The 13,465-nt window shown below is 72.7% G+C and carries 2 protein-coding genes; both read right to left on the reverse strand.

What is annotated here, in order from left to right; all coding sequences use genetic code 11:
• Nucleotides 1-86: 86 nt before the first annotated feature.
• Nucleotides 87-9,404 (reverse strand): amino acid adenylation domain-containing protein, encoded by a 9,318-nt coding sequence (locus tag ACFYY2_RS10215; protein ID WP_388739728.1) that lies wholly within the window; start codon nucleotides 9,402-9,404, stop codon nucleotides 87-89.
• Nucleotides 9,401-13,399 (reverse strand): amino acid adenylation domain-containing protein, encoded by a 3,999-nt coding sequence (locus ACFYY2_RS10220; RefSeq protein ID WP_388739730.1) that lies wholly within the window; start codon nucleotides 13,397-13,399, stop codon nucleotides 9,401-9,403. Before ACFYY2_RS10220 ends, ACFYY2_RS10215 begins: the two co-directional genes overlap by 4 nt.
• Nucleotides 13,400-13,465: the final 66 nt, after the last annotated feature.

Raw genomic sequence — 13,465 nt, forward strand, 5'->3', positions numbered from 1 at the left:
GCCTCGGCCGAGCATTTCGGCGAGGGTGGTGCGGCGGCCCGGGGCGAGGTCGCCGTGGATCTCGTGGGGCGGGACGGGGCAGGCGCTCACCGGGCGCGCCCCGGCTGTTGGCCGTGGTGCACGCCGGTGACCGGTTCCGTCAGCATCGCTGCGACGGCCTCGGCCACGGTGCCCACGTGCGGTGCCGCGACGATGCCGTAGTGGTCGGTGGGCAGTGACCGGCGAACGGCGGAGTGGGGCAGGCACGCGCTCCACTGACGGTCCGTCTCCTCCTTGTCCTCGGGTGCGGGCAAACCCGCCGTGGACCGTTCGGCCAGCCACAGGGAGGTGGGAGTGACCGACAGCGGCCGCACGCGGTGCTCGGCCAGGCTGTGCAGGTTCGCCCGGCAGCAGCGGGCCAGACCCTCGGCGTACGCCTGGACGCGCTCGGCCGGCACCGATGCCGAGCCGGAACCGAGCTCCGCGGCGAACAGCTTCTCGAGGTCGTCCTTGTCGTAGGAAGCGACCAGCCCGGCTGCCCGCGGCGGCGGCGGGTCCAGCAGGTGGAGCGCTTCGAAGGGCCGCCCGTCGGACTCGGCCAGGCCGGCCATCTCCATGGCCACCCGGGCGCCGAAGGACCAACCGGCCAGGTGGACCGAGTGGTCCGGGCCTCCGAAGCGGTCGCGCAGCGCCGCCTCGTAGTGACGGGCGCGTTCGGCGAGTGACCACGGGGGCAGCGTGGCGTCCCGGAGTGCCGGATCGGCGATCAGGCACACGGTCGGCTCGGGTCCCAGGGCTGCGACCAGCGACCGGTAGGCCTGGATGTCCCCGCCCACGGGGTGCACCAGGCACAGGACGGCCGAGCTCGTCCCCTCCTGCCAGACGTCGAGGGCGACCCGCGGGCCGGTGCCCGTGGCGGCCACGTCGACGGGACCCGCGGAGCTGACGGCCGCCTCGACGTGTTTGAGGATCTCGGTCAGGCTGACCCGGTAGCTGAAGGAGGACAGGTCGAACGCGACGCCGTAGTCGTCCTCGATCTGGGCGATGAGCGTGATCAGGGTGAGCGAGTCGGCTCCGAGGTCGTAAAGGGAGTCGTCCGGGTCCAGTTCGTCGACGCCGAGCAGGTCCTGGATCAGGCGGGTCATGGTGTCGGCCCGCTCCGCGGCACCGTCCGGGCCGGGCGAGTCCGTCGCGCCTTCCGCGCGGATCTCCTCGTCGGCACGCGAGCCGAGCGGCTCCGCCGGATCGCCGCCGGACGGGGCGTAGAACGCGCGGGAGACCTCGATGCCGGTCGTGGAGACGAGGAGCTGCGGCAGCTGCAGGGCGAGGGCGTGCCCGAAGACCGCCTTGCCCTCCTCGACCGTCATGCCGACCTCCAGGTGGGCCCGGTGGCGGCTGTCCGGGTTCGGGACCCGGGTCGCCATGCCGGTCTCGCTCCAGATGTCCCAGTCGATGCCGATCCTGACCGTCCTCTCGGTCTCCGCGGCGCGGTGGTGGGCGAAGGCGTCGAGGAGGCTCGCGCCGGCCGCGTAGTCGCTCTGGCCGACACCGCCGAGCAGAGCGGACATCGAGGAGCAGTAGACCGCGATCTCCGGCCGCATGGTCTCGATCAGGTGTTCCAGGACGAGCGCGCCCGTCTCCCTGGCCTTGGCGGCCTCGCGCATCGCCTGGGCGTCGCGTCGTACGAGCAGCCCTCCGTATCCGAGGCCGGCGGCATGGACCACGCTGTCCAGCCGCTGAGTGCGGCGCGCCACGGCCGCCACCACTTCGTGCACGGTCATGACCGCCAGATCGGCCGGGAGGAGGCCCACACGGTCGGCCCATGGTTTCAGCTCCCCGGGCAGCCGTGGATTCCTCGACAGCAGCAGGACCCGGCCGCCGGTGTGCTCCAGCAGCCAGGCGGCGATGGCGCGGCCTATACCACCCGTGCCGCCCAGTACCAGGTGGACCGTCTCCTCACCGGACGGTGCGAGGGGTTCCGGGCCGGACGGTGTTTCCACGGGCGCGGTGTGCTGCCGCCACCAGTAGCCCTCCCGGAGCGCGATCTGCCTGGGCAGCGCCGTACCGCCGGGCCGCCCGGCCCGCCGTGTTCCGGCGAGGAGCGAGGCCACCTGTCCGCCCCACCGGGTGAGGTCGTGATCGGGGAGATCCAGCCAGTGGCCGTCCAGGACGGCCTCCTGGGCGCCGACCTCGACCGGCCCGGCCAGGAGTGCCAGTTCAGGCCTGCGGACCGTGCCGGCCACGGGCCGCGCGCCATGGGACAGCCACCACACGCGTGGCGAACCGGTCCGCCCGGACAGCGCCTCGGCCAGGGCCGCGCCGGTGTCCAGACAGGCGTGCCGGGCCCGTCGCAGCGCGCCGGCACCGACCGGTCCCGTCACGTCCAGGGGCAGCGCGTGCACCCATTCCGTGTCGTCCAGGGCCAGGGTGCCGTCCGCGGACAGCGCGTCGAGGAGCAGGCCCAGGGAGGCCGCGTCGGCCGGGTCGGCGTCGAAGAGGTCTGGTCCCCTGCGTGCGAACCCGTCGGACGGACGCACCCGTACCACGCGTGACGCCACGTCCCGGAACGGTGCGAGCGCTTCCTGCGGAGTGCTCTCGAAGGCCACGACGACCACGACGGACGCACGGTCGGCCCGCGCGGCGCTGCCCGCGACGGCGGCACGGCGGAGCCTCACCCAGTGCGGCTGGTGCAGCCACTCGGCCCCGGGCAGCCGCCGGGGCGCCGCGGCCGCGGTCCGGGGCGTGCGGTCGAAGTCGTACTCCGCGAGCGCGAAGGAAGGGGGCGGGAAGTCCCAGGGGGCCGGGGCGGGGCCCGTCCGCCAGTCGACGGAAGCCCCCGCCGTCCACGCATCGGCGAGTGCGCGCGCCGTGCGGCCGGCGGAGGAGACCATGGGGGCGTCCGGGTCCGCGGCGCCGTGCGCGACCTCGCCCGCGGCCACCGCGCGAAGCCACCGTACGGCGGACGGAGCGTCCGTGAGGGGTGACGCGACCCGAAGGGCACGGACCGCCCGCCCGGTCTGCAGATGGCGCAGCACCGACGCGTAGCGTTCGGGCCGCAGATGCAGGTAGTCGGCGATCCGCGCCGCGTCGGCTGCCAGCGCCTCCGCGCTGGACGCGGACAGCACCAGGCACAGGGGCGTCGCGCCCGTCACGGCCGAGCCGTTCCGGGTGTCCTGCTCCACGATGACATGGGCGTTGGTGCCGCCGATCCCGAAACTGCTCACCGCGGCCACCCGTTCGCGGCCCGCCGGCCAGGGGAGGGCGCGTTCCGGGACGAAGAAGGGGGTCGGGTCGGAGCCGATCTCCGGGTTGAAGGCGCGGAAGTTGAGGTTCGGCGGGACGGTGCCGTGGTGCACGGCGAGGACGGCCCGCACGAGGCCCACCACACCGGCCGCCGCTCCCATGTGGCCCAGCTGGCTCTTGACGGAGCTGAGGGCGCAACGCCCGGACTCGTCCACGCCGAACGCCTGGCGCAGCGCGCTGACTTCGATCGGGTCACCCAGCCGGGTGCCGGTCCCGTGGGCCTCCACGTAGCCGAGGTCCGCGCCGGTCCGGCCGGCCCTGGCCAGCGCGGTCCGGATCACCTCGCGCTGCCCGGCCAGCGAAGGTGCTGTGTAACTCATCTTCGCCGCGCCGTCGTTGTTGATCGCGGAGCCCTTGATGACCCCGTATACGGTGTCGCCGTCCCGATGCGCCCGCCGCAGGGGCTTGAGGACCACGACGCCGACGCCGCTCGCGCCGATCGTCCCGGTCGCGTCGTCGCTGAAGGGGCGGCAGTCGCCGTCCGCGGAGAAGATGTGCTGCGGGCGGTAGCGGTAGCCGCCGCTGAGGCCCGGGTCGACGAGTACGCCTCCGGCGAGCATCACGTCGGCGTCTCCCTGCCGGAGCATGCCGGCCGCGAGATGCACGGCCACGAGTGAACTGGAGCACGCCGTCTGCGCGCTGAAGGCGGGGCCGGTCAGTCCGAGGTGGTAGGCCACCTTGGTGGCCAGGAAGTCCTTCTCGTGGTGCAGGGCGAGCTGGAAACCGTCGGGCAGGCGACCGGGGTCGGCTTCGCGGAGCAGGGACTGGAAGTAGGTGTTCTCCCCGGCGCCGGCGACCAGGCCCACACGTTGGGCGGAGGTGTCCGCGACTCCGGCGTGTGCCAGCGCCTGGACGCACGCCATCAGCAGGTGACGTTGCTGAGGGTCCATCAGGCGGGCTTCCTGCGGGCTGATGCCGAAGTGACCCGGGTCGAAGTCGAGCATCCCGTCGAGCGTGCTGTGCGCGCCGATGACCCCCTCCGGGGCGTCGACGCGCCGGATGCCGGTACCGCCGGAGACCACCAGGTCCCAGAACGACGCCAGGTCCGGGGCGCCGGGCAGCCGTACCGCCATACCGACGACCGCGATCGGTTCGCCCGGCTCCGGCGGCGCGGTGGGCCCGGCCGGTGCGGCGGGCGTCATGGTGCCGGGGAGGTCGCGGGCGGAGAGATACCGTGCCAGGGACCGGACGGTGACGTGCTCGAACAGATCCGCCACGCCGAAGCGCAGACCGAGCACTGTGGTGCAGCGGAGGTGGAAGCGCATGAGAGTGAGACTGGAGGCACCCGCGTCGAAGAAGGTCTGGTCCGGTCCGATCGCGGCGCCGGTGACTTCCTCGAAGGCGACAGCGAGAAGTTCCTCCTCGGCGGAGAGTCCGGTGCGGGCCACGGCTGAGCGGCCCAGCTCCTCGCCCGGTGCCCGAAGCGCGGCCCGCCGGTCCAGTTTGCCGCTCGGAGTGCGCGGGAGCTTCCGCAGTCTTCTGAAGCGGTCCACACGGACGTAGGCGGGCAGGAGCGAGGAGAGGTGTGCGGTCAGGTCGTCCGAGGGCGGGCAGTCGTCCCCGAGCTCCAGACAGGCGGTCAACCGGTCGCCTTCGGACACGACGACGGCGTTGACCACCGTCGGATGCCGCAGCAGAGCCGCCTCGACCGAGCCGAGTTCCAGCCGGTGCCCGCTCAGCTTGATCTGCTGGTCGTCCCGGCCCGCGTAGTGCAGCAGGCCCTCGCGGTCGAACCACGCCCGGTCGCCGCTGCGGTAGAACAGGCCCTCACCCGGCACCTCGACGAAGCGTGTGTCGTCGGCGGGTTCGCCGAGGTAGCAGCGGGTGGTCATGGTGCCCCCGATGAGCAGCTCACCGGTGCACGTGGGCGGCACCGGATCGCCCTCGGCGTCCACCACGCGCAGGTCGGCGCCGGCCACCGGGCGGCCGATGGCGGGCCGTTCGGGCCAGCTGCCCGGGTCTCCCTCCAGGCACAGGGCGCTGACGACATGCGTCTCGGTCGGCCCGTAGTGGTTGAACAGGCGGGCGCCGGTCAGTCCGGCGAACCAGCGACGGATGGTGTCGGTGCACACCAGCTGCTCGCCCGCGGTGACCACCTCGCGCAGCCGGGAGGGGAACCGGCCCAGGCGCACCGCGTAGTCCGCGAGCAACTGCAGGGCGACATAGGGCATGAAGATCCGCTCGGTGCCCGCGGACTCCAGCCGCTCCAGCAGCGAGGGCACGTCCTGGCGCCACTCGGGGCGTACGAGCTGGAGGCTGCCGCCCGTGCACAGCGTCCCGAAGATCTCCTGGAAGGACACGTCGAACGCCAGCGCCGAGAACTGCTGGGTCGCCGCCGGTGCGGTCAGGCCGCCGGGGCCGGACTGCCACCTGATCAGGTCGCACAGCGTGCGGTCGGAGATCTGGACGCCCTTGGGCACGCCGGTGGAGCCGGACGTGAACAGGGTGTACAGCGGCCGCGCGCCGTCGTGCGCGCGCCCGTCGTACGCCGTCCCCGGGACCTCACCCGCGCCCGGTCCCGGGACGGCCAGGACGACGGGGTGGCGCACCACGCCGTCGTCGAGCAGCGTGTCCAGGACCGGAGCGCCGTCCCCCGGCACCAGGACGCACAGGGGGTCGGTCCGCTCCACGACGTGGCGCAGCGCTTCGAGCGGGTACGAGGGGTCGAGGGGGACGGCGGTGATGTTCAGCCGCGCCAGGGCCAGCAGGGCCACCACGTGCTCGACGGAGGGTTCCAGGTACAGGGCCGCCCGGCAGGCGCTGCCGTCGGCCGGAATCGGGTGGCGGCCCGCCAGTTCCGAGGCGAGGACCGAGGCGAGGGCATCGAGCGTCGCGTAGTCCAGGACGCTTCCGTCCGCCGCGATGACGGCGGGGGAGTCCGGGATCCGGGCGACCTGCCGGGCGAAGCCCTCGGCGACCGTGGTGAAGCCCGGTTCCCGGGCGGGCCCGCGACCGGGCGCCGGCAGGGACCGCCGGTACGGCGCGATCAGCTGCTGCGGGGTGGAGCGGCCACCGGACGCGAGCGCGTCCACGCACCGCCGGAACAACTCGGCCATCGCCTCGACGGCGTCGTCGCTGAACCGGTCATCGGCGTACTCCCACAGCAGGTCGAGGCCGTCCGGGTGCTCGACCACGGACACCGTCATCGGGCACTTGGCCTCCGCCGGAGCCCACCACAGGGGGCGCTGGACGCAGCCGGGCAGCCGCAGCGCCCCGAAATCGGTGTTCTCCAGGACGAACAGCAGATCGAAGGGGGTGCCGTCACCGACCCCCTCCCAACCGGTCAGCACGTCGGCCAGCGCCACCTCGTGGTGTCGCAGCACCTCACCGGCGGCGGCCGCTGTGCGGGCGAGGTGCGAGCGCAGGTCCTTCCGAGGCGAGACGGTCACGGGCAGCAGCACGGTGTTCGCCATCATGCCGACGCTGTTCTCGAACTCGCGTACCGGGCGGTTGGCGACCGGGGCGGCGATGCGGGGGCGTACCAGGCCGGTCACGCCGTACACGCTCACGGAGAACAGGCTCAGCAGCACCTGGAAGCGGGTCGCTCCGAGTTCGGTGCAGAGCAGGTCGAGCGTGGCCCGCCGGGCGACGTCCAGGGAGGTGTGCAGCAGCCGCGCCCGCGGCGCCGGGGCCGCGTCCCGGACAGGCAGCGCTTCCTGTGCTTCCTCCCGTTCCCGGTAGTGGGCCAGGAGCCGGTCGCGCTGCGCCCCGTAGGCGGGCGTCGCGAACCAGTCGCTCTGCCAGGCGGCGTAGTCGAGCGGGGTCGGAGCCGGTGCCGGTTCCTCGGGCCGGCCGCCCGGGACGCCGGTGGCGTCGGCGTACCGGGCGGACAGGTCCCGCAGGAGGATGCTCAGCGACCAGCCGTCGACGGCGATGTGGTGCAGGTGCAGCAGAAGCGTTCCACCACCCTCATGGGGCAGCCAGCAGGCACGGAGCATCCGCGGGACGGCGAGGTCGAACGGTTCGGCGAAGAAGGTGCCGCCGAAGGCCTCCGCCGCGTCCGCGTCCCCCATCCGGTCCGTATCCGGCTCGTGCCAGGGGTCGTACGGTTCGCCGACGGCCTGGCACAGGCCCTCCGGACCGAGGGCGAAGCCCGTCCGCAGCGCCGCGTGGTCGGTCACGAGGGTCCGCAGCGCGCCGCGGAGGGCGACGACGTCCACGGGCCCGTCCACCCGGAAGGCCTGGTTGACGGAGTACGCCAGGGAGCCCGGCGCCCGGCGCTGCAGGAGCCACAGCCGCTGCTGCTCACTCGTGGCCGGCGCCGAGCGGGCCCCTGCGACGACCGGTGCCGGACAGCCGCTCTCCCCGGACGGGCCGGCCGAGGTGACGGCCCGGGCCACAGCGGCGAGGTCACCGTGGAGGACCACCGCCTGCGCCAGGTCGCGGCCCCACCGCTTCCGGACGGCGAAGCGGAGTCGCAAGGCCTTCAACGAGTCGCCGCCACTGGCGATCCACCGGTCGCCGAGCCCGAGGCCGGTGGTCCCCAGAACCTCCTCCGCGAGCGCGAGGACCTCACGCTCCGTCTCCGTCGTCGCCGGTCCGTCGGTGGCGGCAGGCCGCCAGGGACGTCCGGCCCGCCCGAGCAGCGCGGCCTGGTCGACCTTGCCGTTGGCGTTGAGCGGCAGGTCCTCCACGAGATGGATCCGGTGCGGGCGCATGTAGGCCGGCAGCTGGGCCGCGAGGTGTCCCTCGAACTCCTCGTAGGTCAGCTCCTGTCGCAGGACGACGAACGCCAGCAGCTCGTTCGGCCCCGCCTCGCCCGCACGGCGCGTGCACACGTGTGCCCGTTCGACCGCCGGGTGGGCGAGAACGCGCCGTTCCACCTCGCCGGGTTCGATCCTGAAGCCGCGGACCTTCACCTGGCGGTCGGTGCGTCCGACGTACTCCACCCGGCCGTCCGCGTCGGTGCGCACGAGGTCACCGGTGCGGTAGTACCGCGCCTCGCCGCCGTCGAGCCACGCGAGCCGCACGAAGCGGCGCCCGGTCTCGTCGGGGAGGTTGCGGTAGCCGGCCGCGAGCCCGGCACCGCTCAAAAGGAGTTCGGCGACCTCACCGGGCGCGGCAACCCTCTCCTGGCCCGGCACGACCAGGACGGAGCCGGTCCGCGGAAGGGGCCTGCCGATCGGCACCACGTCCTCGTCGAAGTCCCGGGGTATCGGATGGCACAGGGCGAAGGTGGTGCACTCCGTGGGGCCGTAGATGTTGAACAGACGTGTACCGCTGCCGGGGTTGTCCCGATACCAGCGGCGCATCACGCGCGAGTCGAGCTGCTCACCGCCCACCAGGACCTCGCCGGCCGCGGCGAAGCAGTCCGGCACGGCCGTGACCACGGCGTTGAACAGCGCGGTCGTGATGAAGACGGTGTCCACCCGCTCGCGTCGAAGCGCCGCGGCGAGACTCTCGGGGGTCTGCACCTCCGCGTCACGCAGGACCACACAGCAGCCGCCGGTCAGCAGCGGCACCCAGACCTCGAAACTCAGCGCGTCGAACGCGGGATTCGCGAGACACGAGTAGCGCAGGCCGGGCCCGACGCGGACGTAGCCGGGCTGCGCCAGCCGGATGATCCCGGCGTCGCGGACCTCGACGCCCTTGGGCCGCCCGGTCGTCCCGGAGGTGTAGAACAGGAAGGACACATCGCCGGTGGCGGCGGGTTCCCGCAGCGTGACCGCCGCGTCGGGGAGTTCGGGCAGCAATGTGTCCACGCCGAACGCCCGTACACCCTCCGGGAGTCCGGTGAGGTCCTCGGGGGCGGCGCACACCACGGCGGCCGCGGCGGAATCACGCAGCACGAAGAGACGGCGCTCGCCGGGACTCTGTGTATCCAGCGGCACCACGCGCGCACCCAGCCGAAGGATGCCCAGCATCACGCAGACCAGCTGCCACGAGCGCGGCAGCGCCACCGCGACAGCCTGTCCGGCGGTCACGCCGCGGCGGCCCAACTCCGAGGCCACCGCGGCCGCTGAGGCGTTCAGCGTCGCGTAGTCCAGCCGTACGTCGCCGTCGGCGACCGCGTCCGCCCGCGGTGTGCGCAGAGCCTGGCGGTGCACCCCGAGGGCGATCCCGGCCGGTGTGCTCATGTCCTCCGCCAGGTCGGCGGGGGACGTGTTGAGGGGTTCCATCATGCCTCCGACGTACCAGAAAGTGTCGTGCGCTCCGTCCCGGTCACGCCCGGTCCGGACCCCGGCCGCTCCAGTTCGGCGGCGAGGACGGCGGCGACGCGCGGCAGTTCGCCGCTCTCCAACATGTCCCAGTGGCCGCAGGCCACGGGCTCGACGACGAACTCACCGCTGACGCGCCGCTGCCAGAACGCGCGCATCCGGTCGGCCGCACCGCCCGCGTCCTCGTCCTCCACGGCCGTCGCCTGCAACAGCACGACGCGGGCCGGCGACGCGGGCACGGCGTAGTCGCGCGCCGTCTCGCGGTGGTGGTTGTAGACGGTCAGGTACCGGGCCACCTGGTCGTCGTCGATGCCCGGGTACATGCCGTTGAACCGCACCAGCTTGTCCCGGAACTCGTCCATGCCGACCGGTGCGATCGCGGCACGCCGCGCCGCGTCCTCCGCGCCGTGGGTGTCGAGCAGGACCACACTCACCCTCTCGTGTCCGGCGGCCACCAGGCGACGGCCCATCTCGTACGCGATCAGTCCGCCGTACGAGAGTCCGCACAGCACCAGCACCTCGTCGTCGCGGGGACCGACGAGCCGCAGATACTCCTCGGCCATCGCCTCGACACCGGGCAGGGTGGACTCGCCCGGATTGATGCCGGGCGCCTGGAGGCCCACCACGCCGACGTCGTCGGGCAGTGCCGAGGACAACGGCAGATAGCAGAAGGCCGTGCCGCCGGCGGGATGCACGCACACCAACCGCCGGCGGCCACCTCCGGCGCGGAACTCCACCAGGCTGCCGGCCTCCGCGGACCGTGAGGCATCGGCGCTTTCACCGCGCACCCGCGCGGCGAGCGCCTCGATCGTGGGGTGCAGCATGACGTCCCGGACCGGCAGCGTCACACCGAGTTCCTCCTGGACGGCGGCCGCCATCTTGATCGCCGAGATCGACGTGCCGCCGAGCTCGAAGAAGTTGTCGTCGATCCCGACGTCCGCGTGCAGCAGCACCCCCCGCCAGATCCGGTACAGCGCCATCTCGACGTCGTCGCGGGGCGCGAGCGTGTTGACCCGGCCCGAGTGGGCCCGTGCCACGGCACTCAGCACCTCGGTCCGGTCCACCTTGCCGCTGCGGTTGAGCGGCAGACACGGGAACTCGGCGACCACGACGGGGATCATGTAGTCCGGCAGGCGGTCCCCGAGGGCCACGCGCCACTCGTACGCCGTCCGCGAGGCCTCGGGGTCACAGCCCACTCCGGCGACCAGGCGGGGCCCGCCCGGAGCGTCACGGTCGGCCATGACCACGGCCTCCCGCACGCCGGGGACCGCCAGCAGCGCCGCCTCGATCTCGCCCGGTTCGATGCGGAAGCCGCGCAGCTTGAGCTGGTCGTCACCGCGTCCGGCGTATGCGGCGTTGCCGTCCGGCAGCCAGCGCGCCAGATCGCCGGTGCGGTAGACGCGTTCGCCGGGCAGGAACGGGTCGGGTCCGAAACGCTCGTCGGTGAGGTCGGGCCGGTTCAGGTATCCGCGGGCCAGGCTCGCTCCACCGATGTAGACCTCACCGGGAACCCCGACCGGAACCGGACGCATGCGCCCGTCGAGCAGGTACAGCCGCGTGCCCCGCAGCGGCCGCCCGATGGGGCACGACCGCTCGTACGGCCGCGGGTCGGTGTAGGCGGTGGAATACAGCGTCGCCTCGGTCGGACCGTAGCCGAAGCAGACGCGCAGGCCGGGCAGCAGCTCGCGCATGCGGTGCAGGGCGCTCTCGGGCAGTGACTCCACTCCGGTCAGGAGCTGACGCAGACTCAGCCCGGCCAGTCGTACGGCCGGATCCTCGTCGATCCACAGGACGTAGGACGGAGGCAGGAAGGCCTGGGTCACATTGCGGTCCCGCAGCCAGGCCATCAGGGCCCCGGGGTCACCCCGGATGACGTCCGGGACCATGTGCAGCACCGCTCCGGTGGTCAGCGGCACGAGGAGTTCGTGCACCGACGCGTCGAAACCGATGTTCGACCAGGCGGAGGACGCCTCACCCGGGGCGTCTCCCATGAGTTCACGCCAGTGGTCGAAGAGGTTGACGACGCTGCCGTGCGTCACCGCCACGCCTTTGGGGCGACCGGTCGAGCCCGAGGTGTAGATGACGTAGGCGAGCCGCTCGGGGTCCGCGTCGCAGCTCAGCGACCCGTCGTCCGCCCCCTCGGCCTCCACCGCGGCCAGGGTCTCCCAGAGCTGTCCGTCGCCCCCCGGAGTGTCCACCTGATCGGTCAGTACGAGTACGGGTGCGGCGTCGCTCACCATGGCCCCGAGCCGTTCCGGGGGCTGCCCGGGGTCGAGGGGCAGATAGGCGGCCCCGGCCTTGAGGATGCCGAGCACGCCGACGACGAGCCCCACCGTGCGTCCGGCGTGCAGGCCCACCACACGGTCCGGTCCGGCACCGCGGGCGATCAGCGCACGGGCCAGCCGGCTCGCCCGTCGGTCCAGCGTCGCGTAGTCGGCTTCCTCGTCGCCGGCCACCACCGCGAGCTGACGCGGCCGTTCGCGTACCTGCGCCGCGAACCGCTCCAGCAGACCCGCCGGGGCCGGATCGCCGGGTAGGGCCGTGAGGCGTCCGGTACTGAACGTGGCCAGGATCTCGCGCCGCTCGTCCTCGTCCAGCAGCGTCAGATCGGCGATCTCGGCTTCGGGGCGCTCGGTCATCAGGCGCAGCACGCGCAGGAACTGGCGTACGTGGCGCTCGACGGTCGCACGGTCGAAGAGTGCCACCGAGTAGTCGATCTCCCCGGCGAGGTGGCCGCCCTCGTCGGCCAGGGCGAGGACCATGTCGAACTTCGCCGGGACGTGAGCGGCGTCCTCGCGCAACTCCACCTTCACGTCGGGGAGTTCCAGTTCACTCCGCATGGAGGGGACCCAGGCGAACATGACCTGGAACAGCGCCGTGTACGCAGGGCTTCGCGGTGGGTTGACCAGCTCCACGACCCGCTCGAAAGGCAGGTCGACATGCGTGAGGGCGTCGCGGATGCGCTGGTTGACCTGCGCCAGGACATCGCTGACGCTGGGAGAGCCGGAGAGGTCCGTGCGCAGGGCGAGGGTGTTGACGAAGAAGCCGATCAGGCCCTCGACGTCCCCGCGGCGACGGTTCGACGTAGGGGCACCGACAACGATGTCGTCCTGCCCGGAGAGGAGCGACAGGAACAGAGTCCAGCCGGTCAGGACGGTTGCGTACAGGGAGACACCGCTGTCGGCGGCGAGTGCGCGCAGGGCCCGGGTCAGGTCCTCCTCCACGATCACCGGCACCCGGTCGCCCTCGAAGGCCTGCTCCGGCGGACGGGGACGGTCCGTGGGCAGGGAGAGCACGGCGGGAGCACCGGCCAGCGTGGAGGCCCAGTAGTCGGCGTGCGCGGTGGGCTCCTCGCCGGACATCCAGTCCCACTGCCAGCGGGTGTAGTCGCTGTACTGCCAGGTGAGCTCCGGCAGCGACGCGTCCCGCCCTTGCTGGAGCGCGGTGTACACCAGGCCCAGCTCCCGCAGCAGCAAGGTGCGGGACCAGCCGTCGAAGATTATGTGATGTGCAGTCAGAAGTAGTACGTGGTGGTCGGGTTCGAGTGCGATGAGGCAACCGCGCACCATGGGCTGCTCGCCCGGGCGGAATGGACTGCCTTCCACCTCCTGCCGGATCCGCGCGAAATGCCCGGCCGCATCCGGCAGTCCTGTCAGATCCTCGAACGTCACCGGGAACCCGGTGTCCGGCGGATCGACGACCTGGAGTGCCGAACCCCCGGAGGGCACCAGCCGGGTCCGCAGGGCTTCGTGGCGAGCGGCCAGCAGGTGCAGTGAGTGGAGGAGCAGGTCGCGATCCAGAGGTCCGCGGATATCGAAGGGCATCGGTTCGTTGTACGCGGCACCGGCGGCACCGCCCATGCGCGCCATGACCCACAGGCGCTCCTGCGACAGTGAAAGGGGTGCGGGTAATGCTTCGCTGCCGCGGTGGTGGGTGACGGTGATTCGGGAGGAAGGCATGGATTACCCCTCACTAGAAAAGGGCGCGGTGGAATCTACCTTGTGTTCCGGAAGGGCCGGCATTCC

The organism is Streptomyces sp. NPDC001822 (assembly GCF_042892135.1).
Taxonomy (GTDB): domain Bacteria; phylum Actinomycetota; class Actinomycetes; order Streptomycetales; family Streptomycetaceae; genus Streptomyces.